Raw genomic sequence first — 24966 nt, forward strand, 5'->3', positions numbered from 1 at the left:
GGGGATCAGCTTCGGCTGATCCCCTTTCGCGTATGCCCCGCCTGACGCCGTCAGGCTCAGCCGGAAACGACGCGTGCGACCTTTCGGGGAATTTCTATCCACAGGTCTACTTCTTCTTCACCGGACGAGTCCGGTCCGAGGGCGCTCACGGCCGGGTCAGGGCTACTCAGGCCCACCACGGTGACCGCGATGGTCTCGCTGTCGGCAGATGTACGAGCAATGATCCTGTCGGCCGTGGTGCCGCCGATGGCGGTTGCCAGGGTGTTGAGCACGCTCTCCAGGGCGGAACCGTTGAGATCGTCTATCCCGCCTTCATCGAGCAGGGTGACGCTCGCACCGCGTCGACGGGCGGCCATGACCTGTTCGCGCACGGCGTGGTTGAGCAGACGCCGCCCACGGATTTCGTCGCGAATTGCTGCTTCGAGCAGTCGGCACTCCTGCCGGTCGTCCGCGCTGAGATCGCCATCGCTTTCGCTGATGCGCCGTAGCATGGGCATGGCCAGTCGCATGGTTTGGGTCAACCGTACCTGGCGCTCATAGAGGTGGGCCTCCTGAGCGGCATGCCATCCGCTCGCCTCCCGCTCGGCCCTTCCATACTGGCGGGCATCCCGGTTGGCCTTCACAAGTGCTCTCGACAGCAGCGTGGCCGCGACCACCCAGACCACGCTGCCGATGACGCCCAGGTGTCCCAGCTCGCCGACACCAGCCCAAACGACACTGTGCAGCACGAGCATGCCGACACCCAGCAGGGCCAGCTGCGGGCGTTTGCGGGCAGCGGTGATCGTCATGAGAGTGCCGATCGCGGCCACGTACCAGGTGGCATACCCGAGCTTGTCGGAAGATCCGTCGAGCTGGCTGCCCACGATCAGTGGAATCGCCACCGAAACACCCACGTTGAACAGGGCCAGCGGCAGCGACAGGCGCATGCGGCTGGTCCAAAGGCTCGCAACCGTCGCCACGATATACAGGCCCATCGCCGCCACAATCGGCGCTGCCGATGCCGGCTGGTCGAGCGAATATACGCCGAGCAGCACATGGTAGCCCGAGAAGAAAGCGGCCACGATGAGTGCCAGGGTGCGAGAAACAACCATGGAACCGGCCATCATCGGGTGCCGGCGTCTCGCCCGGACGGGGAGCCCTTCGACTCGGCCGGCTGGTCACCGCTTGCCTGGTTCGGCTCGTCGGGCCGCGGCCAGGTGAGGGTGATAGTCGTGCCGTGGCCCAGGCTCGTGCGCAGAACGGCCACGCCACCGGCGGTGGCCACCCGGTCATGGATCGACACGCGCAGCCCTAAACGACCGCTGGCGACGCTGGAAACGTCGAAACCGCGGCCGGTGTCACTGATGCAGATGATGCATCCGCTCTGGTCGTCACCGCTCACAGTGACGGCGCGCGATTGTGTGGGGCCCGCGTGCTGCACGCTGTTGACCATGGCCTGCACGCTAGCCGAGTAGAGGGCCTCCGCGGCGTGCTCGGGAAGGATGAGGCCGGCCACGCACAGCTCGGTCACGGTGAACATCCCGGTCGCCATCGCGGCGGAACGAATACGCGCCGCGAGTTGGCTGACGCTGACCGCGACATCATCGACGTTTCGGTCTCCGCTGGCCACCTGCAAGCGGATGATGGCGCTGCGCGCCATAGCGGCGGCCAGCTCGGCTCCCTTGGCATTGCGCACGCCTGCCGCCGAGAGCAGCGTCGCCAGCACACTGTCGTGCACGATGGAGTCGACCTCAACCCGTTCAACCTCAGTCGCGTGATGTCGTACCGCTACGGCGTATTTGGCGAGTGCGTTGGACTGGGCAGTATCGACTTGTGCTGTGGCCTGGCGCAGTACGTAGATGATGATGAGCACCGTTCCGCCGAGCAGCATGGCGTAGAAAGTGTCGAGCACGGCGACCAGGTTCTCGGCCTCACCGCCGGAGGGCAATACCCGCAGGAGCCCGAAGGTGACCGGAGTAACCACGGTGTAGACGACCGCCCACGCCAAGGGCAGTGCAATGGCCGCGCACGAGGTGGCGACACCGCAGAGGTACCAGAGCCACGGTCTACTCGCGAGCACCGCGGTGGGATCGATCATGAGTGGCGGCCACACAAAAAGTGCGACGAGATACACGGCCGCGACTGCGCCCGCAGCGGTTCGGATGCCCTCCCGGGTCAGTGTCGCGGTGACGAAGATCACAATCACCAGTGCCAGAACGATCGCAATGGGCACGGCCGCCGAAGCTTTGCGACTGTCCAGTTGCCCGAGCATGACCGGCAGGGTCTGCAGGGCGAAGATCACAGCGACGGCGGCCACCGACCGCGACAGCACAATTTCGATCTGGGCGCGGCTGATCGGGTTGCGCGGCTGTCGCGCGCGGTCGAACAGACTGCCGTCGGCCTGGAATCCGTCGGTCTGCAATCCATCGTCACCGACCTCGGTGAACGGTTTAGTTGCCGTGAAGACCAGGGTACCCTGGCGGTTCTGGTCGCCCTCGCGGGCGGCCCGTTTAGACACCGCGGTCAGCTTCGGCGGCGTCGAGCCCGGGCAGGATTCCATCTTCGACGGCGCGACGCAGCAGGTCGACCTTGGTCGGAGCGGGACGCCCGACCTCGACATACTTCACCCGAATACGGTCGAGGTATTCGCGGGCGGTGGAGTGCGCAATGCCGAGCTGCATGGCGACCATCTTGAGCGGCAGTCCCGAAGCATAGAGGTGCAGCACGTCGCGTTCGCGGCGGCCGAGCTGCGCCTTGGCGAAGTCGCGGTCGGCGTCGATGGCGCTGGCCCATTCGAGGTTGTTGAGTACATCACCTCGGGCAACGGATGCGACGGCCGCCATGACGGTGGTGGTCGGGGACGACTTGGGAATGACTCCGGCAGCGCCGGCAGCGAGGGCTTCTCGCACCGAAGCGACGCGGTCGGCAATGCTGTGTACGAGCACAGCGGAGCCGGTGGTCGCCGCCAGGTGCACGTTGTCGGTGACGAGCGACCCGTCGCCGAGCGAGAGGTCGAGCACGATCACGTCGCAGGTGCGCCCGGCGAGACCGTCGATGAGTCCTTGAGCGGTTGCTGCCGCGAACAGGACTTCATAGCCGGCGTTCTCGCAGGCGGCCTGTAAGCCCAGTCGCACCGACTCGTGGTCGTCGACAATTCCGACCCGAACGGGGGTATCGGGGGGAATGGATGGTGCGGAATCAATAGCTGCGTGGCTCACGGTAGGGCTGCCTTCGGTTTGTCTGGTCTCAACGATAGCTATTTGCAGAGCAGTGCGACGGCCTCGACGTGGTGGGTATTGGGAAACAGGTCGAAAGCACGCAGGTTCTTCAGCTCATACCCCTGCGTTCGAAACAGCGCCACGTCACGGGCGAGAGCTACGGGGTCACAGGCCACATAGACGATTTGTTGGGGTGCGAGGGCGACCAGCTGATCGACGACGGCCTTGCCGGCGCCGGAGCGCGGCGGGTCGAGCACTACCGTCGCGGCGGCGAGGCGGGCCCGTTCGGAGGCATCCGCTTCGCGCAGCAGTCGTTGCAGAAAACGGTCGACCCGCTCGGCTTCGGCGGTCGCACCGGCCCATTCCTTGAGGTTGCGAGCGGCGAAAGCGACCGCTTCGGGGTCGCTCTCCACCGAGGTGATGCGGGTCGTCGGGCCGAATTTATCGCCGACGGCCGCTGCGAGCAGGCCGACACCGCCGTAGAGGTCGAGGTTGGAGGCGCGCGGGTCGAACGTGGCGGGGTCGATGATGTTCTGCACCGCGTGGTAGAGGGTATCGGCGGCCATCGAGTGCACCTGCCAGAAGCCCGAGCGGTCCAATTCGAACTCGCGGTCGGCGACGATCTCGTGAATGAGACCGTGCGGCACCCGCTTGGGCTTACCGTTCAGATCTTTGGCGGAGACGAGCACCTGCACGTCGCCCTTGCTCGGCGCGACCAGGTCGACTGTCGCCGCGTTGTGGAACAGGGTGTCGAGTGGGGCTCGCAGTTCGAGCTCGTGCTCGGCGAGCGGCAGATCATCGACCGGGATGACGCGGTGGCTGCGGGCTGCGTACGGGCCGATGGTTCCGTCGGCGGCCACGTGCAGACTGACTCTGGTGCGCCATCCGGTACCGTCCATCGCGTCGCCGGGGCTGGCCTTCGCGCTGACCGCGACCGGCTCCACGACGACATCAGTACTGATCCCGGCCATGCGCTGCAGAGCATCGGAGAGCACCTGGCGCTTGAGTTCGCGTTGGAAGCCGAGCTCGATGTGGCCGAATTCGGCGCCGCCGGCGCGGTCTTCGGGGGCGCGATCAACGGATGCCGCACTCCAGATGTGCGGCTGACGTTCGGGGGCTTCGTCGAGGACGGTGACCGTTTCGGCGCGCCAGAAGCTTTTGTGATTCGCCTCGGTGAGGCGGGCGCGCACCCGTTCACCCGGAAGGGTGTCGCTGACGAAAATCACGCGCCCCTCGTGGCGGGCGATGAAGATTCCCCCGTGGGCGACGTTGGTGATAGTCAGTTCAAGCTCGTCGCCGACACTCGCCGAGGATGTCGGCTCAAAGGCCTGGGGCTGGTGACTCGTGTTGCTCATCTAATGATGATCCCACACCCCCTCACCTGCTGCCCCTCCTCGCCTGCTTGAATAGATGCTCACCCTTCGTTGAAAGGACCGCATGCGCCTCTACCTGGCTTCCACGTCTCCGGCTCGCCTCGCCCTACTGCGCGCGGCCGGCATCGAACCCGTACTGATCAACCCCGACGTCGATGAGGCCCGGGTCGTCGCCGAAGCCGAGGCCGCGGTGGGTTCCGCTCTGGAGCCGCGAATACTCGTGGAACTGCTGGCGCGCGCGAAAGCGGAAGCGGCGGTATCCGCTTCGCTACAGAAACCGCTGACCGGGCTGTTGCTGGGCGGCGACTCGGTGTTCGTGCTCGACGGCGTTATCTACGGCAAGCCGCACACCGCTGAGGCTGCGCGGGAACGCTGGGAGCGCCAGCGCGGGCGCACGGGAACGCTGTATTCAGGGCACTGGCTGATCGAGGTCGCCGACGGCGTGCCTGGCCGGGCGATCGGCGCGGCCGCAGTGGCCGAGGTGACCTTCGCCGACGACCTCGACGACGCCGAGCTCGACGCCTATATCGCCACCGGGGAGCCTTTATTCGTGGCAGGCGCATTCACCATCGACAGCCTCGGCGCTCCTTTTATCACGAGCATCATCGGCGATCCCTCCACCGTGGTGGGATTGTCGCTTCCAACGCTGCGGCGGCTGGTGCGCGCTCTGGGGCACGAGTGGCCAACCCTGTGGAATCGCCCCGGAGCATTGTAATTGTAGGCATCCACAATAATCTGCCGGGTCTTTTTGTGGGACAGAACCAAAAGGGATGCGACGGCGGGCAATAGGCTAAGTGATTGTGTCACTCATAACGAAGGTCCTCATCGCCAACCGAGGCGAGATCGCCGTTCGGGTCATCCGTGCCGCGAAAGATAGTGGAATTCTCTCTGTCGCCGTCTACGCCGACCAGGATCGCGACTCTCTCCATGCCCGTCTGGCCGATGAGGCGTACGGTCTCGACGGCACTACCGGCGCCGAAACGTACCTAATCATCGACAAGATCCTCTCGGTCGCCCGACGTTCCGGCGCCGACGCCGTGCACCCCGGTTACGGCTTTCTGGCCGAGAATGCCGATTTCGCCCGCGCTGTGATCGGCGCCGGCCTGACCTGGATCGGGCCCTCGCCCGAAGCCATCGAGCAGCTCGGCGACAAGGTCTCGGCTCGCAAAATTGCCGAAAAGGTCAACGCCCCCATGGCGCCGGGCACACTGAACCCCTGCAGCGACGCAGCCGAGGTACTCGCCTTCGTTGATGTGCACGGCCTGCCCGTGGCGATCAAGGCTGCCTTCGGTGGTGGCGGACGCGGCCTCAAGGTGGCCCGCACCCGCGACGAGGTGGCCGAGATGTTTGATTCCGCCACCCGGGAGGCCATCACCGCTTTCGGTCGCGGCGAATGCTTCGTCGAGAAGTACCTCGATTCCCCCCGCCACGTCGAGACCCAGTGCCTGGCCGATATGCACGGCAACGTCGTCGTCGTGTCGACCCGCGACTGCTCGCTGCAACGCCGGCACCAGAAGCTCGTCGAAGAAGCGCCGGCCCCGTTCCTCACCGATGCGCAGCGCGACGAGATGTACCGCGCTTCCAAGGCCATCCTCAAAGAGGTCGGCTACCTCGGCGCCGGCACCTGCGAGTTTCTCATCGGCCAGGACGGAACGGTGTCGTTCCTCGAGGTCAACACCCGCCTGCAGGTTGAGCACACGGTCTCCGAAGAGGTCACCGGCATCGACCTGGTGCGCGAGCAGTTCCGCCTCGCCGAGGGTGGCGAGCTCACCTACGGTGACCCCGTCGCATCCGCTCACTCCTTTGAATTTCGTATCAACGGAGAGGATGCCGGCCGCGGCTTTCTGCCAGCGCCCGGCCCGGTACACGTGTTCAGGCCCGCGGGCGGTCCCGGCGTGCGCGTCGACACCGGCGTACAGTCTGGTGACGTGATCAGCGGATCGTTCGACTCACTTTTGGCCAAGCTCATTGTCACCGGCGCGACCCGCGAGGAAGCCCTCGAGCGTTCGCGCCGGGCCCTCGACGAGTTCGAGGTCGCCGGTCTGCCCACCGTGCTGCCCTTTCACCGCAAGGTCGTGCGCGACCCCGCCTTCGCGCCGACCGACGGCAAACCGTTCACCGTCTTCACTCGCTGGATCGAGACCGAGTTCGAGAACGACATCGAACCGTGGAGCGGCAGCACGGAAGACGCTGTCGGTCAGCAGAAACGCCACAGCATCGTCGTCGAGGTGGAGGGGCGGCGCATTGAGGTCACCCTGCCCACCCGACTGTTGCCCGGTGGCGCAAGCGCCCGCTCGGTCGGCCCAGCCCCGAAGCGTCGCGGCGGCCTGCACTCCGTCGACACCGCCACCGGAGACGCCGTCACGGCGCCGATGCAGGCGACCATCATCAAACTGCTCGTTGCTGAGGGTGACACCGTGATCAAGGGAGACCTGCTACTCGTACTCGAGGCCATGAAAATGGAGCAGCCGCTCGTTGCCCACCGTGACGGTACGGTCGGCAACGTCGCCGCTGTCGTCGGCGAAACGGTCTCCTCCGGCAGCGTGCTGCTCACGGTCTCTGACGCCGCTTAGTCTTCGCCGTCGGCCGCGGGTTTTCGACAGCCCGCTTCGTTGACGGGGTTGGGAGCAAAGCATCCGCTCACCCGGCCCACCTCGAAAACTAACCGATGAAGTCCAGAGCTAGAGGACGATGTGCATGGCGCGCGCCGCATCCGTTATGGACCCGGTCAGCGAGGGATAGACCGGGAAGGTGCGTGCAACTTCGTCGACGGTGAGCCGGTGTTCGACGGCCAGTGCGAGCGGAAAGATGAGTTCGCTGGCCTTGGGGGCAACGATGACGCCCCCGATGACCGTGCCGCTGCCGGTGCGGGCGAACAGCTTCACAAAGCCGTCCTTGATTCCCATCATTTTCGCCCGCGGGTTTTGCGAGAGCGGAAGCTTGTAGATCTCACCCTGGGCGAGCCCGTCTTCGATCTGCTTCTGGGTGTAGCCGACGGTGGCGATTTCGGGCTGGGTGAAGATGTTCGCGGCAACGTTGCGAATCTCGATCGGGTTGACGGTGTCCCCCATGGCGTGGAACACCGCGGTGCGGCCCATCATCGATGCCACGGATGCCAGCGGAATCTCGGTCGTGCAGTCGCCGGCTGCGTAGATGTTCGGAATCGAGGTGCGGGCAACCCGGTTGACCTGGATATGTCCGGAGTCGGTGATCTGCACGCCGGCCTGCTCGAGGCCGATGTTGGCGGTTTTTGGAATGGAGCCGACGGCGATGAGGCAGTGGCTGCCCTCGACCGTGCGGCCGTCTTCGAGCAGGGCGACGACGCCGGTCGTGGTGCGTTCAACCGAGGAGGCCCTCGACTTGGAGAGCACGATCATGCCGTTGCGTTTGAAGACGTTTTCGATGACGTTGGCGGCGTCGGCGTCTTCTCCCGGCAGAACCTGATCACGGCTGGAGATGAGAGTGACCTTCGCGCCGAGAGCGCGGTAGGCCGACGCGAACTCGGCGCCGGTGACGCCAGAGCCGACCACGATGAGGTGTTCGGGGATGGCCTTGAGGTTATAGAGCTGAGTCCAGGTGAGGATGCGCTCACCGTCGGGTAGCGCTGACGCGAGCACGCGGGGGCTGGCGCCCACGGAGACGACGACAGTGTCGGCATCGATGCGGTCGAAGTCGGTGGCAGTTGAGTCGCCGGAGGTGGCGACGATGATGCCCGTGGTGCCATCGAGACGGCCGTGGCCCTGGACATAGCGCACACCGGCACGGATGAGGGTGGCCTTCATGTCTTCGGACTGCTGGCGGGCGAGGGCGAGCAGTCGTTTATTCACGGCGGCCAGGTTGATGGCGACCTCGGGGCGCAGGGGCTTGCCGGTTTCGCCACGCACGAAGAACTGCACACCGAGGTCGGTCGCCTCGCCGATCGAGTTCGAGGCCTCCGCCGTGGCAATGAGGGATTTGGAAGGAACAACATCTGTTATCACGGCGGAACCGCCGACTCCGACGCTTTCGATCAGGGTGACGTCGGCACCCTGTTGTGCTCCGGCGATGGCCGCTTCGTATCCGCCGGGCCCACCGCCCAATACTGCAATGCGTTGCTTGCGTTCGAACTCATAGGCCATGTATCTATTCTCTCAAGGCGCGCAGTTCCCGCCAAACCGGTTCATCGACCGTATAGTCCGCGTGACCGTCAAAAAAAGCGAAATTGAGCCGATTGATCGTCTCGGCGTCCGTTCGGCGCGCCGATGAGCAGAATTCGCTCAGAATCTCCGTGCCCGAGGCGGGGGTTCTAGAGTAGTCAAATGTTCACGAACGAGATCAACCCGTTAGACCTGCCCGAAACAGATCCGTTTCAGGCAGCACGGTCGGCCGCTGCGGAGATCGCCGGCATCACGGGGGTTCCCCGACACGACATCGCTCTCACGCTCGGCAGCGGCTGGGCCAAGGCCGCCGACCTGGTCGGCGAGACCACCCACACGGTGGCCGCCGCAGACATCACCGGGTTCAGCGCTCCCGCCCTCTTAGGCCATGCCGGCACCTTGCGCTCCATACTTCTTCCCAGCGGCAAGCGCGCCCTCGTGATTGGTGCCCGCACGCACTACTACGAGGGCCACGGTGTACGCCGGGTCGTGCACAGCGTGCGCACGGCGGCGGCGACCGGAGCGACGACGATGATTTTGACCAACGGGGCTGGCGGCATCCGTGAATCGTGGACGCCGGGCACCCCGGTGCTCATCAGCGACCACATCAACCTGACTTTTGATTCTCCGGTCGAGGGCGCGAACTTCGTCGACTTGACCGACCTGTACTCGAAGCGGCTTCGCGATCTCGCCCGCAGCATCGACCCGACGCTCGACGAGGGTGTGTACTGCCAGTTTCGCGGGCCGCACTACGAGACCCCGGCCGAAGTTCAGATGGCCAAGGCCATCGGCGGTCACATCGTGGGTATGTCGACCGCGCTGGAGGCCATCGCGGCCCGGCAAGCCGGAATGGAGGTGCTCGGCCTCTCGCTCATCACCAACCTCGCCGCCGGCATTCAAAAGACCCCGCTCAGCCACGGCGAAGTCATCGAGGCCGGCGCGCTGGCCGAACCGGTGATCAGCGCACTCCTCGCCCGGATCGTGGCCGCGCTGTGACGGGCTCCGACCGCCCCGACGCTGGCCATTCCAATAACAACGACGAACGGCCGACCGGGCGCACCGGCGGTCGCCATTCCGGCCCGCCAGCGGATGCCGCGCCGCAGGTCACGCCGCCGGCCACCCCGGATGCCGCGCCGCATGTTCTCGACGCGGACACAGCCGATGAGAAGCGCACTCCGACGCGCGCCCTGCCAATAACGCACAACCCCGACGACACCTCCGAACCCACGGTCGCCATTTCGACGATCATGCACAACGGCGACGATGCCGGCTTCGAACCGACCGTTGCCATTTCAACGATCACGTCCGACGGCGCGGAGAGTGATGACGTCGACGAGCTTGCGACGGCGCCCGTGGCACATGAGACACCGGAGACCTCGACCGATCGCACCGTTGCGCTGCTGCAGGCCGCTCGGGCCTGGCTGAACCAGGATCCCGACCCGGAAACGCAGGCGCAACTTCGCGTTCTGATTAACGCCGTCGACGACGGCGATACCACGGCCCTGTCCAATCTGCACTCGCGGTTCGACACCCGGCTCGCATTCGGCACGGCCGGGCTGCGCGGCGAGATCTCCGCCGGACCCAACCGCATGAACCGCGTGCTGGTCTCGCAGGCAGCGGCCGGCCTCGCGACCTACCTGCGCCGGCGTGCTGCCTCTGGCGTCACGCCGTCGGTGGTCATCGGCTACGACGGACGCAAGAACTCACAGGTCTTCGCGACCGACACGGCGGCGATCATGGCGGGAGCGGGGGTGCGTGCCATCCTCTTGCCTCGTCTACTCCCGACGCCCGTACTCGCCTTCGCGGTACGGCACCTCGACGCGAGCTGCGGCGTGATGGTTACCGCCTCACATAATCCTGCGAACGACAACGGCTATAAGGTCTACCTGGGCGGCGCGAACAATGGCGCGCAGATCGTCTCCCCCGACGACGTGGCCATCTCGACCGAGATTCTGCGCGTTGCCGCCGACGAACACGTTCTGCACTTGCCGCGCGGCAGCTACGAAACCGCCGAGGAAGACGTCGTGCACGCCTACATCACGGCGACGGCCGGCATCGCCCACACGCCCCGCGCGCAGGTGAACGCGGTGTACACCGCGATGCACGGCGTAGGTTGGGACACCACGCGTCGGGTGTTGGAGAAGGCCGGATTCGATCTGCCGACCCTCGTCGATGCCCAGGTCGCACCGGACGCCGCTTTTCCGACCGTCGCCTTTCCGAATCCGGAAGAACCTGGAGCGCTGGACCTGGCCTACGAGAGCGCGCGCGAGGTGGGCGCTGAGCTCATCATCGCCAACGATCCGGATGCCGACCGCCTCGCCGTGGCCATCCCCGACCTGTCCAGTGCGAGCGGGTACCGCCGACTCAGCGGCAATGAGGTCGGCGCGATTCTCGGTTGGCGGGCGGCCGCCATGGCTCCGGCGAACGATCCCGACGCTCTGCCCACCGTCGATGCCGGCACCCTGGCCTGCTCGATCGTGTCGTCGCCGGCGCTGCATGCGGTCGCGGATGCCTACGGCCTGCGCTTCACCGAAACCCTCACCGGCTTCAAATGGGTGTCGCGGGTGCCCAACCTGGTTTACGGGTACGAAGAAGCTCTCGGCTATCTGGTCAACCCGGGTACCATACGCGATAAGGACGGTATCTCGGCCGCAGTGGCGCTGCTTTCGCTGGTGAGCGATCTCAAGTCGGAGGGAACGACCCTCGCCGGCTATCTCGACCTGTTCAGCGAGAAGTTCGGATACTTCGCCTCCGGACAAATCTCCGTGCGGGTCTCTGAACTCTCGACGATCGCCCTGGTCATGACGCGCCTGCGAGAATCCCCACCCACCCACGTCGGCCGTATTCGGGTCGACGAAATCGACGATTTCCGGTGGGGGCTCGGCGAGCTGCCGCCGAGCGACGTGTTGCGCATCCGCTTGACCGACGGGTCACGCGTGATGGTGCGCCCGAGTGGAACCGAGCCAAAACTCAAGGTGTACATCGATACCCGCTGCACGGTCGGCACTCTGGTGGAGCGTCGTTCTGCCGCGCAGGCCGCCCTCGACGAGCTCGATCGGGGTATGCGGGCACTGATCGCCTAGGTGGCGGCCTCCGGTGCGGCGTCGGAAGATCCGCTCGCCGGGCCCACCTTTTGTCCGTGGGCCCAGTTTATAAGCTGGGCCCACGGACGGGGCCCGGGCCCCGTCCGCGGCAGCCGTGGGGCTGGAGCGCGGGGCACGAGGGGTTAGGAACCCAGAGCGATGTCGAGCTTGACGACCAGTTCGTCGACATCGAAGTAGTTGTTGATGACGATGACGTCGGCGTTGGTCTTGCCGATCGCGTTGACGAGCTCAGACGAAGTCAGAATGACCTGGGCGTCGGCCGCGGCGGCGCGCACGCCGGCGACATCGGTAGCCAGCACACTCGCAGCGATGTCGAGGCGTTCGAGCGCGCGCTCCGTATTGACTTTGAGAATGGCCGAGGTGCCCAGGCCGATACCGCACATCACGACGATCTTCATGAGGCAGTCCGCTCGAACACGCTCTTTACGAACTCAGCGTTGGTGGCGCCGGCCAGGGCCGGAATCACCGTCGGGTCATTGAACACGTTGGCGAGTTCGGCGACGAACTGCAGGTGGTCGTCGGCACCGGCAACGGCCAGACCCACGATCACGCTGACCGGGTCGTTGTGGGGGTGCCCGAAGGTGACCGGCTCGACGAGGGTGACGACGCAGAGTCCGTCCGTGAGAACATCCGCTCCCGGGCGGGCGTGCGCGAGTGCCAAACCGGGCGCGATCACGATGTAGGCACCGAATTCGCGAATCACCTCGATCATGCGCTCGGTATACGCGGATGTGGCGGCGCCGGAACGCACGAGGGCGTCACCGGCCGCCGTAATGGCGGCCGGCCAGTCGTCGGCGTGCGCACCGATCGTGATGGCGTCAAGCGGGAGATGCGGCAGTGACATGATTCCTTCGGTTCTGCGGGGTAGTGCTTGGTGCGCTGGCGCTTTGGATCAACCGGCGTCAGGCGTCGCCGAAGCCGGCTTCGATGGCCTCGACCAGCTCTTCACGGTCTTCCAATGGCAGGAACGCCGCGTGGGCTGCGTTGAGCTGGAAGATCTCGAGGTCGCCGACGTCGTAGCCGAAGGCGTCGGCGAGCAGGGCCAGTTCCTGGGTGAGGGTGGTGTCGCTCATCAGGCGGTTGTCGGTGTTGACGGTGACCTTGAAGCCAAGCTGGTAGAGCAAGTCGAACGGGTGGTCGAAGAGTTCCTCGCCCCAGGCGGCGATCGCCCCGGTCTGCAGGTTCGACGACGGGCTCAGTTCGAGCGTGATCTCGCGGTCGCGCACCCACTGGGCCACCGGGCCGAGGGTGACGAAGGTGTTGTCGTCGTCCTGGCGTTCGATGGTGACGTCTTCGGCGAGTCGCACGCCATGGCCGAGGCGCAACGCGCGGCCGTCGAAGAGGGCGCTGCGAATGCTGTCCAGGCCGTCGGCCTCGCCGGCGTGCACGGTGACCGGCATGAATTCGCGGGCAAGAAGGTCAAAGGCTGCGCGGTGGTTGCCGGCCGGGAAACCGGCTTCCGCGCCGGCGATGTCGAAGCCGACAACGCCGTCGAAGCGGTAGCGCACGGCGAGTTCGGCGATCTCGAGGCCGCGGTTCGCGTGGCGCATGGCGGTGATGAGCTGGCCGATGCGAATGCTGCGGCCCGACTCTCCGACGTTCTCGATGCCGGCTTCGATGCCGTCCTGCACGGCTTCGACGACCTCGTTGAGGGTGAGGCCGCGGGCCAAGTGCTGCTCGGGAGCCCAGCGCACCTCACCGTAGATGACGCCATCGTCGGCGAGATCCTCGACGAATTCCCGGGCGACTCGGCTGAGTCCCTCGCGGGTCTGCATGACCGCGGTCGTGACGTCGAAGGTCTTGAGGTATTCCACGAGCGAACCCGCGTTGGACTGGTCGGAGAACCATTCACCGAGCGCGTCGGCATCCGTTGTGGGAAGCACGAATCCGATGGAGTCGGCCAGTTCGATGATGGACTGCGGGCGCAGGCCACCGTCGAGGTGGTCGTGCAGCGAAACCTTGGGCAGGGTGTTGATGCTCGTGCCGCCGCCGGGCATGAGGAATTCCTCGATCACAGTCATACGAACAAGCTCCTCGTTACGGGGGCGGCTGTGAACTACAACCGCGCGCTCAGCTTATCGGAGCGGCTCTGGGCGGACCATGAGAAATGCGGCCAACGGATGCCGCCCTTCGCGCGTCGGTGCCCCGCCGCAGCACTCGGCCGCCTGAACGCGCAGCCGTGAATCCGCCTCAGGCCCCCGGCTGCCGCGTGACTTCCACCCTCCACACGGGGTTGGATGGAACTCTACGACAAACGGGAGACCCATGACCACGCGCGCCACACACCTCCCCGACATCCAGATTCCCGACCTGCACGGCAAGCTTGCCGTCGTCACAGGCGCCAACAGCGGCCTCGGATTCGGCCTCACCGGCCGCCTCGCCCGCGCGGGCGCCGAGGTCATCCTCGCCGTGCGCAACGAGGACAAGGGGGCCGCGGCCGTGAGACGCATTCGTGAGCAGAACCCGGAGGCGAGCGTCAGCATCCGTCGTCTCGATCTGGCTTCGCTGTCGAGCATCGCCGGATTCGGTGAGGAGCTCACGAACGAAGGGCGTCCGATCGATGTTCTGCTCAACAACGCCGGCATCATGATGCCGCCGGTGCGGGACGAGACCGAAGACGGCTTCGAGCTGCAATTCGGCACCAACCACCTCGGCCATTTCGCGCTCACGGCCCACCTTTTGCCACTGCTGCGCGCCGCCACAACGAGCCGGGTCGTGAGTCTCTCTAGCCTGATCGCCCGCACCGGACGCCTCGATTTCGATGACATGCACGGCTTGCGCTACCGGCCGCACCGCGCCTACGCGCTCTCCAAGCTCGCCACGCTCATGTTCGCGCGCGAACTCAACCGGCGCAGCGTCGTCGGCGGTTGGGGCCTGCGCAGCATCGCCGCGCACCCGGGCGCAACCGTCACGAACCTGCAGATCACCGGACCCACCCACAAAGGAGCCTCGGCCCGGGTCTTCCTCGCCGTCAACGAGGCCTCCCACCGCATCGGCTGGATCTGGCAGCAGGTCGACCAGGGCATCCTGCCGGCCCTCTACGCGGCGACCAGCCCGGCAGCGGCCGGCGGCGGCTACTACGGCCCCGGTGGATTCGGCGAACTCACCGGCGCCCCCGCGCCCGCCAAGTTGCCGCCGCGATCGCTCGATGAAGCGGATGGCCGCCGCCTCTGGTCGATCTCGGAGGAACTCACGGGCATGACGTACCCGACCGGGTAGATCAGCTGTCGATGACCCTCACGAGCACCCGCGCCAGACGTTTTCGAATGATGTGGTCGTTGGCCTCCACGCGGTGCATGGTGACGTGGCGCATCCGCTCGATAATGGTCATACTGCCCTGCGCGATGAACGCGTCGAACGCTCCATAGATCACGTCGACCGGCACCGTGAGGCTCGCGATGTCGCTCACCACGGTCTGGGATTCGATACAGTGCTCCATCGATTTGATGAAGGGGGTCCAGGTCTTCTCGGTGAGTTCGAAGATGCCCTTGGGCAGCAGGCGCGCCATGATCGCGGCGTTGGCGAGCGTGAATTCCTTGTTGGCGCGCAGAAAATCGTAGGCGCGCAGGTACGCGCTGACCCGCGCCCTGACCCGCGGATCACCGATGTCGCGTGGTGAGACGTAGACCGGCGGTCCGACCAAGACCACGCGCGATACCGTGCCGCGACCGGCGAGACGCCGTCAGAATGTCGCGACACGGCCGTATCGCTCCATCGCCGCGTAGCGCGTGCTGATCAGGCTGCCCAGCGAGTGGCCGACGAGCACGAACGGCTCGCGTAACTTCAGAGAGCGGATGGTTGCGGCCAAGGCCCCGACATGATCATCCAGTCGGTACTGGCAACCGATCGGCGCCGGCGACTGACCGAAGCCCAGAATATCCACGGCAATCACGCGATGGTTCGGCGTCAAAAGCGGGATCACCTCGTAGAAAGTGATCGAGGACGACGCGATGCCGTGCACCAGGAGCACGACCGGGCCGGTACCGGCATCCGTCGCTACGTGCAGGAGCGATGGGTAGGACCGACGCGTCGTGCGCATGCGTTCCGCCCACCAGGACATGCGCTACGTATCGTCGCGCAGCGTGGCCTTCAGGTCATTTTTAGCCTCGGTGGCGTTGCGCTCGGCTTCAGCATGCTTAACGTCGCCCTCGGCCTGCTTCACCTTGGCATTGGCTTTGGCCTCGTCGACCTTGTCATCGATGCGGTCCTTGGCGTCGTCCACTGCCCGACCGATCTTCTTGCCGGTGGCATCGAGTGCATCCTTGGCATTGTCGACGAATCCCATGTTGTCCTCCTGATCGGGTGAGCGGCCGGGTTGAACCGCGTATTCCTCGACCATACTTCGGGGGCTGGGCGCCGAGTCCCAATTGTGATCCGACTCCCAGACTGCCCCCAGACAGTGCCCCCACCCCGCTCGGTACGGTGAGATATGAGACGAACTTGGGGTGTCATCGCGGTTCTTCTGACGGCGGTGTTATTGGCGGGGTGCACGGCGAACAGCGATAGGTCCGTGACCACGGACTCGTCGGGAAGCATCTCCAGCGGGGCTGTTCCTGCTGAGGGTGGCCCGGCGACCGACGGAAGCCTGGTCACCGGTACTACCGGCGCCGTGACGACCACGAACCGCGACGTCATCACCACCGGATCCATGTCGATCACGGCCGCCGACCCGGTCGCGGCTAGCGAAACCGCCGTCAGCATTACCGAACAGGCCGGCGGACGGGTGGACAGCCGCAGCGAAAACCCGGCCACCGACATCCAGCCAGCCAGCGCGCACCTCACCCTGCGTATTCCGTCCGACGCACTCGACCGCACCCTGGCCGATCTGAAGAAGCTCGGTACCCTCAACTTCGTGACCCTCACCGCCGAGGATGTGACGCAGCAGAGCCAGGACCTCGACGCCCGCATCACCGCGCTGACCACCTCGGTCGATCGGCTGCTCGCGCTGATGGCCTCCGCCACGACGACGGCAGACCTGATCAGCATCGAAAGTACGCTGTCGAACCGGCAGGGTGAGCTGGAAAGCCTGCAGTCCCAGCGCGACTTTCTCGCTGACCAAATCGACTACTCGACCCTGCAAGTCGACCTGGTCGCAGAGGGTACCGTCGCCGCGGGCGGCCCCGACAACTTCTGGACCGGTATCGTCGCCGGCTGGAGCGCCCTCGTCGCAGCCCTCGGCGGCCTGCTGATCGGCCTCGGAGTGGCGCTACCCTGGCTCGCCGTGCTGGCGATTTTTGGGACAATTGCGTTGCTTATCGTGCGGTTGTTCGCACGCCGGCGCAAGGCTGCATAGGCTTGTCTATGTGACCGAGTTTCTCCCTGCGCCAGCCCTGCTCGAAACGCCTCCGGCAGCGCCCGTTTCCCTACCCGCAAGCGACCCAAACGAGCCGCTGCTCTCTGACCAGATCCTGGCCGGCATCCGTTCGCGAGCTGCCGGTTATGACCGGGCCAACACGTTCTTCTTCGACGACCTCGAGGAGCTCGTGGCCGCCGGTTACCTGCGTGCCCTCGTGCCGATTCGGTTCGGCGGACTCGGTCGCACCCTGCAGCAGACTGCGCGCGCGCAGACCCGGCTCGCCGCGCACGCCCCGGCCACCGCGCTCGGGGTGAACATGCACCTGATCTGGACGGGAGTCGCCGCGAGCCTCTACGCGCAGGGCGACCACTCGCTCGATTTTCTGCTCGAGGAGGCCGGCCGCGGCGAGATCTTCGCCTTTGGCGTGAGCGAACCCGGCAACGACCTGGTTCTCTTCGGCTCGACAACGGATGCCGTCCCCGAGCCAGACGGCGGCTACCGGTTCACCGGCACCAAGGTGTTCACCTCGCTCTCCCCGGCCTGGACCCGGCTCGGCACCCTGGGCCTTGATTCTTCCGGTCCGGGCGACCCTGCGATCGTCTGGGCGTTTCTCGATCGAGCGGATGCCGGCATCCACTCGAAAGACGACTGGGACACCCTCGGCATGCGCGCCAGCCAGAGCCAGAGCACGGTGCTGGAGGGTGCATTGGCCCGCCCCGACCGGGTCGTGCGCAAGCTGCCGGTCGGCCCGAACGGCGACCCGCTCGTCGCCGGGATTTTCGCCAACTTTGAAATTCTGCTCAGTGCGGTGTATACCGGTATCGGCCAGCGCGCGCTCGAGCTCGCAGCCCTGGGCGCGCAGCGACGTACATCGCGCCGGAACGACGGGCGCACGCACGCACAGGATCCGGTGGCACGCTGGCGGGTGGGCGAGCTCGTCATCGCGATGGACGGCATCTACCCGCAGATCGACGCCCTCGCTCGGGCGGTCGACGAGCAAACCTGGCAGGTCGGTCCGGCCTGGTTCGCTCAGCTGTCCGGGCTCAAGTATCGGGCTACCCAGAACGCCAAGTTTGTCGTCGATACCGCCGTGCAGGTCGCAGGCGGGTCCGCCTTCAACGCGGGCTCCGAACTCGCGCGCCTCTACCGCGATGTGCTTGCGGGCCTGTTCCACCCCTCCGACGCGGACTCCGCGCACGCGACCGCCGCAGCATCCGTTTTGGGACCCCTCGATGTGCGCACCTCATGAGTTTTAGCAAAACCACCGCCATCTCGCTCGACCACTCCGGCTACACCCGGGCAGTGCTCGACCTCACCATGCGTCTGGCCGAGGTCATCTTCACTGCCGGCGCCGGCGCCGAAGATGCGACCGCCGCCATGATCGCGCTGACCCGCGCGTACGGGCTCAAAGGCACCGACGCCAATATCACGCACACAACCATCACGCTCACGCAGGAAGATGCGTTGACGCACGAGTCGATCATTCGCAGCCGCAACGTGAAGTACCGCACGCTCGACTATTCCAAGCTCACCGCGACGTCGGAGCTGATCGCGGACATCATCGAGAAGCCGATCGAAGTCGCCGAAGCCCGAAAAATTCTGGCGACGATCGTGAGCTCCAAGCCTCAGGTACCCAAGCAGTGGCGCCGCGTCGGCTGGAGCCTCGTCGGCGCGGGCGCCGCCGTGCTCATCGGCGCCGGACCGACGGTGATCATCGCCGCGTTCGTGGCCACCTGGATCATCGACTGGATCACCTCGGTACTCGACCACCGCCAGGTTCCTTTGTTCTATCAGACCGTCGTGGGGGGCGCGATCGGCCCGATCGTCGCCGCGATCGTGCGGCTGATCGATCCCACGGCAAATCCCTCCCTTGTAGTCGTAGCGACAATCATCATGCTCCTGGCCGGAGTGACAACCTTCGGCGCCGTGCATGACACCCTGTCGGGGTTTTATCTCACCGGAACCGCCCGAATGGTGGAGGCCCTGCTCATCACGGCCGGACTGGTCACCGGAGTCTCCGGTTCCGCGCTGTTCCTGGGCCGATTCGGACTCTTGCTCGAGATCGATTCGAACCCGATCGTGACGCTCGCTGTTCTGCCGGTTCTGCTCGTGGCAGCGATCGTGATCGTGATCGGGTTTGCCCTCGCCGTGCAGGTACCGTGGCGTGCGTTCTGGGTGGTCTGCGTGCTCGGCGCCCTCGCCGAATTCTTATTCGTCGCGGCCTTAGCCGGTGGATTCGGCCTGGTCGGCTCATCGGCGGCGAGCGCCCTCGGCGTCGGGCTGTTGGCCGCTGTCACCGCCCGCATCGTGCGTACCCCGCCGCTGGTCATCATGGTGACGGCTCTCGTGCCGCTGGTACCCGGACTCACCCTATTTCGCGGTCTGCTTATGCTCTCAGAAGGCGACATCAACGGGCTGCTTTCCCTCCTCACAGCGGCGGGTATCGCCATGGCCCTGGCGGCCGGCGCCCTGCTGTCGCAGTACATCGTGCAGATCGTGTGGGGCCCGGCTCGCCGGCTGCAGCGCCGCTTCGTCGGGCCGCTCATGGCCTTGCCGGTGCGGCTCGGCCGGGACTCCACCAAGCGCATCTAGCGGTGACGCGGCATCCGCTTTTCCGGCGAATGCCGCGTCACCGCAATCAGTTGGGAACGTCGGCTTCGCTGTTCGGTTCAGCGTCTTCCTCAACGAAACGGTACGGGATGGGCTCATCGGTTTCGCGTCCGCGCTGGTAGGTGCGGGTGATTGTTTCGGTGTCCTCGACCGCCTCGAGCACGATCACGTCCTGGTAGTGGCCGTCGATATATTCCAGCTCCACCTCGGTTCCGGCGGCGATCGGGTTCGGTCCAAAGAGTACTGCCCGGTAAGTGGCGCTATGGCTCATGACGGTGACCTTTCAACGAGAGGTGAGGGTTCAATAGAGCGTCAGCATACGACACACCGGCAATGGGTGCACAGGGCTCCGGCCGAGTTGACCCGTTCTCACGCGACGCTCGCACGGGGAGATGACGTTTGCGGTAAATCCGCGTATTCTCAAGGTGACGGGGCCCCACGGCTCGGCGCGAAGGAGTACACAATGGCTGATAAATCACCGAAAAAGGATGCGACCAAGAAGGTTGCCGACAAGTCCCTCAAGGAAAAGAGGGCCGACAAGAAGGCGAAGTCTGAAGAGACCGCTTCTCGGGCCCGCAAGAGCTAGGTTTCAACCAGCGCACGGGGTGCCGCCACGGTCGTGGCGGCACCCTCTTTCTGTGTTGTCCGCATCCGCTTGAAAAGGAGCAGTCATGACCCTGCCCACCGAAGACACCCGTGTGCTCTATCCGAGCGGCGCCATCGACACACAGGCGACAGTGTTGCACTCCGAGCCGCTCGGTGACGGGCGTTTCGCCGTGCTACTTGATGCGACCTGCGTGCATCCAGTCGATGCGGGCTGGCCCGACCAGGGGCCCGATCTGGCGCTGCTGCACCACGGCGCGGCTTTCTGGCCGGTCGACGACTGCATCGTGGGAGCCACCGACGGATCGGCACTCTACATCGGCGATGACATTCCGGTGGCTAAGGGAACACCCGGCTGGGCCTTCGTCGTGGTGCACGTGGTCGACGCGACCGGTTTGAACGCCGGCGACACCGTCACCGTCGAGGTGGACGACGGCCTGCGCGATGCCACGAGCGCCGGGCACACCAGTTGCCACCTGGCGTCGCTCGCCCTCAACGACGCGCTCGCTGGCCGCTGGAAGAAGGAGGTACGCCCCGACGCCCTCGGCGCCCCCGACTTCGACGGGCTCGCCATCGACGAGTCACTGATCGGGCCGAACGCTTCCGTCGACACCTATCGCCTCGGCAAGTCTTTGCGCAAGAAGGGATTCTCGGTCGACGGTCTCGCCGAAGCGCTCGCCTCGGTTGAAGCGACCGTCAACGCGACCCTCGCCGGGTGGGTGGAAACGAAGGCCGAGGTGCGCATCGACCGCGATGGTGATCTCTTGACCGACCGCCGCCATTGGGTTTGCGAGCTGCCCGACGCGAGCGTGCGCATCCCGTGCGGCGGCACCCACGTGACCTCGCTCGGCACGCTCGGCGCCGTGACCGTGACGCTCACCCTGCACGACCTGAACGGCACCGACGTACTCACCATGAACACGTCCGCCACGCGCTAGCTTCGCGCATTCGGAGCAATTTGGGGGGGTCATCAGCGCCTGCCGAGTAGCACTCTGCACGGTGTTCAGGCGAGTGATTGCGCAATTCTTCCCATCGGCGCAGAATTCAGGGGTACCAGGTCAGAGAGGACCCGCCATGAGCACCGTCATTGACAGCCCCGAGATCGGCAGCGTCGCAGCGGATGCGACCACCCCCGAGTTCTTCACCGGTTCCACGAACGACTTCTTCTGCTACGAAGATCTACTCACTCCCGAGGAGCGCCAGCTCGTGGCCGAGGCCCGAGCGGTGTTCGAGCGTGACGTGCGCCCGGTCGTGGCAGAGCACTGGAACAACGCGACTTTTCCGTTCGAGATCATCCCCGTGCTCACCGCCCTGAACTTGGTTGAACTCTGCGCGCGCGGCAATAACTTTCTGCTGCACGGCTTCATGACCCTCGAGCTCTCGCGAGTGGATGCTTCGATCTCCACCTTCGTCGGTGTACACAGCGGCTTGTTCGCAGCGGCCATCGCCCAGCTGGGCACCGACGACCAGCGCGAACGGTATCTCGACGACGCCATCTCCCTACGCAAGATCGGAGCGTTCGCGCTCACCGAACCGGAGCACGGCTCCGACGTCTCCCGCAATATGGAAACGACTGCGACCCGGCTTGGCGACTCGTGGACCCTGAACGGCGTCAAACGCTGGATCGGCAGCGGAACCTTCGCCGCCAATGTGCTGGTCTGGGCGCGTGACACCGCCGACAACCAGATCAAGGGTTTCATCGTCAGCGCGGCACTGGACGGGTTCACGGCCGAAAAGATCGAAAACAAGATCGCGCTGCGCATCGTGCAGAACGCCACGATCACCCTCGACCACGTCGTGGTCGCCGAACGTGACCGCCTGCCGGGAGCCACCAGTTTTCGCGACACCAACCGGCTGCTCACCAACTCCCGGGTCTGGGTGGGCTGGCAGACCGTCGGACTGCAGTTCGCGACCTACGACTATGCGCTGCGTTACGCCCTGGAACGCCAGCAGTTCGGCAAGCCGATCGCGTCGTTCCAGCTCGTACAGGAAAAACTCGTGCGCATTCTGGAGAACGCGACGACCTCGCTCGGCACGATGGTGCGCATTGCCCAGCTCCAGCAGGCCGGTACGCTGCGGCCGGAACACGCCGCGATGGCCAAGGCCTCCGCCAGCGCTCGCATGCGAGAATCCGTTGCGCTTGGCCGCTCGGTGCTCGGCGGCAACGGAATCTCCACCTCCTGGGGCATGGCCCGCGTCTTCGCCGACGCTGAAGCGCTCTATACCTACGAGGGCAGCTACGAAATCAACACCCTCGTCGTCGGTCGCGCCATCACGGGCATCTCCGCGTTCCTGTGATGCTCGCGCTCGGCCATCCGCTCGCCGAGCCGTGACTTTTCTTGCCAGTCGTAGCGGGCAGGGCCACGCGGCGAGCATAACTCCTGCAATTTGCACGCTCACCAGGATGGCACTGCGAATTCACGCGGAAGTCTGCACGGGGTCTGGGAAATTGCAGGAGTTATGCTCCGGGAACGGCGGGCACGCCTGCTTCAGGCACTCTTCCGGAGCAATTGGTTTGTGGACAAGCCTATTTGTGCAGAAAAGTTGCGCGGATTGTTGAACAATCATAGGCTTTCTGACATTCAGTGACCGCCGGTGCTGACTCGTATCCCAAAGAAGTGAGCAGCACCCATGGCCACGACCACCACACGCAAACCTGAAAAGCTCAAGAACAAACACCGTGGCGCACTACTCGGGGCGATGTTTCTCATGGCGACCAGCGCGGTCGGCCCCGGCTTCATCGTGCAGACCACCACCTTCACGGTGCAGCTCGGCGCCGCCTTCGCCTTCGCCATTCTGGTGTCGATCCTGGTGGACATCGCCGTGCAGCTGAACGTGTGGCGGGTGATCGGGGTAAGCGGCAGGCGCGCCCAGGAACTCGCCAACACCGTGCTTCCGGGTGCCGGATGGTTTCTCGCCGCCCTCATCTGCATCGGCGGTCTCGTCTTCAACGTGGGCAACATCGCCGGAACCGGCCTCGGCATCAACGTTCTGTTCGGCATCGATCCGAAGATCGGCGGGCTCGTGTCGGCCGCCGTCGCCATCGCCATCTTCCTGAGCAAGCGCGCCGGCGTGGCCCTCGACAAGATCGTGGTCGTGCTCGGGGCCGTCATGATCCTGCTCATCGGCTACGTGGCCATCGTGTCGAAACCACCGCTCGGTGAGGCACTCCGAAACACCGTCATCCCCGACAACATCGACTTTCTCATCATCACGACCCTCATCGGCGGCACGATCGGCGGGTACATCACCTATGCCGGGGCGCACCGCATGATCGACGCCGGTGTTTCCGGCCCCGAGAACGTGGGCGAGATCACCAAGAGTTCGATCCTGGGTATCATCATCACCGGCGTCATTCGGGTGCTGTTGTTCCTGGCGATTCTCGGAGTCGTCGCCGGCGGCGTAGCGCTCACGAGCGATAACCTCGCCGCCGAAGCATTCCAGTCAGCGGCCGGCAACATCGGTCTCAAGCTGTTCGGCGTGATCCTCTGGGCCGCCTCGATCACCTCGGTGATCGGTGCCGCCTACACGTCGATTTCGTTCGTCACGACCGCCAGGACCTCGCCGCGGGTGCGGAGCATTGCCACCTGCGTGTTCATCGCGGTGTCGGCCACGGTCTTCACCCTCCTCGGCCAGGCCCCGGCCACCCTGCTCATCATGGCCGGTGCCGTGAACGGCCTGATCCTGCCGGTAGGCTTCGCGGTCATCCTCTGGGTGGCGTGGCGCCGCCGCGACCTGCTCGGCGGTTACGTCTATCCCCAGTGGCTGCTGGTCAGTGGAGTCGCTGCCTGGCTGCTGACCCTGTACCTCGGCTACCGGTCGCTCGGCGGCCTCGTGCAGCTGTGGACGTAACGACCTTCGACCGGGCACACGTCACCCCCGCCGAGGCCCGCGCACTGTTTCGCGGCGGCCTCGCCACGCCGACGGCGGGCTGGTCGAGCGGTTTCACCCAGGCCAACCTCATCATCGTGCCCAAGGAGCAGGCCTTCGACGTTCTGCTGTTCGCTGAACGCAATCCCAACTCGTGCCCGATTCTCGGCGTGCTCGAAGCCGGGCAGACGACCGGCCCGCTGCTGGTCGGCGGCGACATTCGCACCGATGTCGGCCGCTACACGGCTTACCGGAACGGTGAACTCGTCGACGAGCCGACCGACCTCTCGGCCTGGTGGCGCGACGACCTGGTGACGTTCATCGTCGGCTGCAGCTTCACCTTCGAAGCGGCGCTGCAGCGCGCGCACATTCCGATCGCGCACATCGAGCAGGGCCGAAACGTGCTCATGTACCGCACGAACCGGCGCTGCGCATCCGCGGGCAACATGGCCGGCCCCCTCGTCGTGTCGATGCGGCCGATCCCTGCTGACCGGGTAGCGGATGCCGCGCGCATCACCGCGCGCTACCCGGCCGTGCACGGCGCCCCCGTCCACATCGGGGATCCAGCCGAGCTCGGAATCCATGATCTCGCCAGCCCCGATTTCGGAGATGCGGTGACGGTGGCCGACGGTTTCGTGCCCGTGTTCTGGGCCTGCGGAGTCACACCGCAAGCAGCGGTGATGGAGTCCCGACCGCCGCTGGCGATCGGTCACGCTCCTGGCCACATGCTCATCACGGACGCCCGCGACGCCGATTATCTGATGCCGTAGCGCGCCG

General features: G+C 65.6%; 25 protein-coding genes. 13 read left to right on the forward strand and 12 right to left on the reverse strand.

Annotation, left to right across the window (positions count from 1 at the left end; genetic code table 11):
• Window positions 1-56: 56 nt before the first annotated feature.
• From CXY72_RS10000 to CXY72_RS10015, 4 genes are read right to left on the reverse strand one after another with little or no spacing between them, the layout of a single operon-like run.
• A complete protein-coding gene (locus CXY72_RS10000; protein WP_104127644.1) occupies window positions 57-1091 on the reverse strand; it encodes a hypothetical protein in 1035 nt (344 codons plus the stop codon).
• Between the two features lie 11 nt (window positions 1092-1102).
• Window positions 1103-2497 (reverse strand): sensor histidine kinase, encoded by a 1395-nt coding sequence (locus tag CXY72_RS10005; protein WP_146071135.1) that lies wholly within the window; start codon window positions 2495-2497, stop codon window positions 1103-1105.
• Window positions 2490-3197 (reverse strand): response regulator transcription factor, encoded by a 708-nt coding sequence (locus tag CXY72_RS10010; protein ID WP_104127547.1) that lies wholly within the window; start codon window positions 3195-3197, stop codon window positions 2490-2492. The genes CXY72_RS10005 and CXY72_RS10010 overlap by 8 nt, the downstream gene beginning before the upstream one ends.
• 38 nt (window positions 3198-3235) lie before the next feature.
• Window positions 3236-4552: a class I SAM-dependent RNA methyltransferase gene (locus CXY72_RS10015; protein WP_104127548.1), complete on the reverse strand. Its 1317-nt coding sequence runs from the start codon at window positions 4550-4552 to the stop codon at window positions 3236-3238.
• 82 nt (window positions 4553-4634) lie between these two features.
• Here CXY72_RS10015 and CXY72_RS10020 point away from each other — a divergent pair, with 82 nt between their 5' ends.
• Both CXY72_RS10020 and CXY72_RS10025 read left to right on the forward strand, forming a co-directional pair.
• The gene (locus CXY72_RS10020) at window positions 4635-5285 is read left to right on the forward strand and encodes a nucleoside triphosphate pyrophosphatase (protein ID WP_104127549.1); all 651 of its coding nucleotides are present in this window, start codon (window positions 4635-4637) and stop codon (window positions 5283-5285) included.
• An 85-nt stretch (window positions 5286-5370) separates the two neighbouring features.
• A complete protein-coding gene (locus CXY72_RS10025) occupies window positions 5371-7143 on the forward strand; it encodes a biotin carboxylase N-terminal domain-containing protein (protein WP_104127645.1) in 1773 nt (590 codons plus the stop codon).
• Between the two features lie 108 nt (window positions 7144-7251).
• On the opposite strand, the gene CXY72_RS10030 is transcribed toward CXY72_RS10025, so the two are convergent.
• On the reverse strand, window positions 7252-8688 hold the full coding sequence (locus tag CXY72_RS10030; RefSeq protein ID WP_104127550.1) for an NAD(P)H-quinone dehydrogenase: 1437 nt from the start codon (window positions 8686-8688) through the stop codon (window positions 7252-7254).
• A gap of 180 nt (window positions 8689-8868) precedes the next feature.
• Here CXY72_RS10030 and CXY72_RS10035 point away from each other — a divergent pair, with 180 nt between their 5' ends.
• Together CXY72_RS10035 and CXY72_RS10040 are read left to right on the forward strand one after the other, a co-directional pair.
• Window positions 8869-9702, forward strand: coding sequence for a purine-nucleoside phosphorylase (locus CXY72_RS10035; RefSeq protein WP_104127551.1), 834 nt, complete (start codon window positions 8869-8871; stop codon window positions 9700-9702).
• A complete protein-coding gene (locus CXY72_RS10040) occupies window positions 9699-11789 on the forward strand; it encodes a phospho-sugar mutase (RefSeq protein WP_233197751.1) in 2091 nt (696 codons plus the stop codon). The genes CXY72_RS10035 and CXY72_RS10040 overlap by 4 nt, the downstream gene beginning before the upstream one ends.
• 143 nt (window positions 11790-11932) lie before the next feature.
• Here the strand turns inward: CXY72_RS10040 and CXY72_RS10045 are convergent, their stop codons facing one another.
• From CXY72_RS10045 to CXY72_RS10055, 3 genes are read right to left on the reverse strand one after another with little or no spacing between them, the layout of a single operon-like run.
• Window positions 11933-12208 carry a PTS sugar transporter subunit IIB gene (locus tag CXY72_RS10045; protein WP_104127552.1) on the reverse strand — a complete coding sequence of 92 codons (276 nt, stop codon included), beginning with the start codon at window positions 12206-12208 and terminating at the stop codon, window positions 11933-11935.
• A complete protein-coding gene (locus CXY72_RS10050; protein ID WP_104127553.1) occupies window positions 12205-12654 on the reverse strand; it encodes a PTS sugar transporter subunit IIA in 450 nt (149 codons plus the stop codon). The genes CXY72_RS10045 and CXY72_RS10050 overlap by 4 nt, the downstream gene beginning before the upstream one ends.
• 58 nt (window positions 12655-12712) lie before the next feature.
• Entirely contained in the window at window positions 12713-13831 is a 1119-nt protein-coding gene (locus CXY72_RS10055) for an adenosine deaminase (protein WP_104127554.1), read from the reverse strand.
• Between the two features lie 244 nt (window positions 13832-14075).
• Between CXY72_RS10055 and CXY72_RS10060 the strand changes: the two genes are divergently transcribed.
• A complete protein-coding gene (locus tag CXY72_RS10060; RefSeq protein WP_104127555.1) occupies window positions 14076-15029 on the forward strand; it encodes an SDR family oxidoreductase in 954 nt (317 codons plus the stop codon).
• Window position 15030: 1 nt separating this feature from the next.
• On the opposite strand, the gene CXY72_RS19815 is transcribed toward CXY72_RS10060, so the two are convergent.
• The 3 genes from CXY72_RS19815 to CXY72_RS10070 are packed head-to-tail and all read right to left on the reverse strand — an operon-like array spanning window position 15031 to window position 16149.
• Window positions 15031-15459 (reverse strand): hypothetical protein, encoded by a 429-nt coding sequence (locus tag CXY72_RS19815; protein ID WP_199184007.1) that lies wholly within the window; start codon window positions 15457-15459, stop codon window positions 15031-15033.
• Window positions 15460-15492: 33 nt separating this feature from the next.
• Complete coding sequence (locus CXY72_RS19820) at window positions 15493-15870, reverse strand: alpha/beta fold hydrolase (RefSeq protein WP_199184008.1); 378 nt, start codon at window positions 15868-15870, stop codon at window positions 15493-15495.
• Between the two features lie 3 nt (window positions 15871-15873).
• Window positions 15874-16149: a hypothetical protein gene (locus tag CXY72_RS10070; protein ID WP_233197752.1), complete on the reverse strand. Its 276-nt coding sequence runs from the start codon at window positions 16147-16149 to the stop codon at window positions 15874-15876.
• Window positions 16150-16320: 171 nt separating this feature from the next.
• Between CXY72_RS10070 and CXY72_RS10075 the strand changes: the two genes are divergently transcribed.
• From CXY72_RS10075 to CXY72_RS10085, 3 genes are read left to right on the forward strand one after another with little or no spacing between them, the layout of a single operon-like run.
• A complete protein-coding gene (locus CXY72_RS10075; protein ID WP_158252537.1) occupies window positions 16321-17103 on the forward strand; it encodes a DUF4349 domain-containing protein in 783 nt (260 codons plus the stop codon).
• A 37-nt stretch (window positions 17104-17140) separates the two neighbouring features.
• Entirely contained in the window at window positions 17141-18355 is a 1215-nt protein-coding gene (locus CXY72_RS10080) for an acyl-CoA dehydrogenase family protein (RefSeq protein ID WP_104127648.1), read from the forward strand.
• Window positions 18352-19698 (forward strand): threonine/serine exporter ThrE family protein, encoded by a 1347-nt coding sequence (locus CXY72_RS10085; RefSeq protein WP_104127557.1) that lies wholly within the window; start codon window positions 18352-18354, stop codon window positions 19696-19698. The genes CXY72_RS10080 and CXY72_RS10085 overlap by 4 nt, the downstream gene beginning before the upstream one ends.
• A 46-nt stretch (window positions 19699-19744) precedes the next feature.
• Here the strand turns inward: CXY72_RS10085 and CXY72_RS10090 are convergent, their stop codons facing one another.
• Window positions 19745-19987 carry a hypothetical protein gene (locus CXY72_RS10090; protein WP_104127558.1) on the reverse strand — a complete coding sequence of 81 codons (243 nt, stop codon included), beginning with the start codon at window positions 19985-19987 and terminating at the stop codon, window positions 19745-19747.
• Window positions 19988-20179: 192 nt separating this feature from the next.
• Here CXY72_RS10090 and CXY72_RS20365 point away from each other — a divergent pair, with 192 nt between their 5' ends.
• From CXY72_RS20365 to CXY72_RS10110, 5 genes are all read left to right on the forward strand, one after another.
• Window positions 20180-20302 carry a hypothetical protein gene (locus CXY72_RS20365; RefSeq protein ID WP_255408738.1) on the forward strand — a complete coding sequence of 41 codons (123 nt, stop codon included), beginning with the start codon at window positions 20180-20182 and terminating at the stop codon, window positions 20300-20302.
• Window positions 20303-20387: 85 nt separating this feature from the next.
• A complete protein-coding gene (locus CXY72_RS10095; protein ID WP_104127559.1) occupies window positions 20388-21257 on the forward strand; it encodes a metal-dependent hydrolase in 870 nt (289 codons plus the stop codon).
• Window positions 21258-21393: 136 nt separating this feature from the next.
• Window positions 21394-22617: an acyl-CoA dehydrogenase family protein gene (locus tag CXY72_RS10100; protein WP_104127560.1), complete on the forward strand. Its 1224-nt coding sequence runs from the start codon at window positions 21394-21396 to the stop codon at window positions 22615-22617.
• 333 nt (window positions 22618-22950) lie between these two features.
• On the forward strand, window positions 22951-24171 hold the full coding sequence (locus tag CXY72_RS10105; protein WP_233197753.1) for an NRAMP family divalent metal transporter: 1221 nt from the start codon (window positions 22951-22953) through the stop codon (window positions 24169-24171).
• On the forward strand, window positions 24162-24959 hold the full coding sequence (locus tag CXY72_RS10110) for a putative hydro-lyase (RefSeq protein ID WP_104127561.1): 798 nt from the start codon (window positions 24162-24164) through the stop codon (window positions 24957-24959). The genes CXY72_RS10105 and CXY72_RS10110 overlap by 10 nt, the downstream gene beginning before the upstream one ends.
• The last annotated feature ends 7 nt before the right edge of the window (window positions 24960-24966 follow it).

Source organism: Cryobacterium sp. Y57 (assembly GCF_002929505.1).
Taxonomy (GTDB): Bacteria; Actinomycetota; Actinomycetes; order Actinomycetales; family Microbacteriaceae; genus Cryobacterium.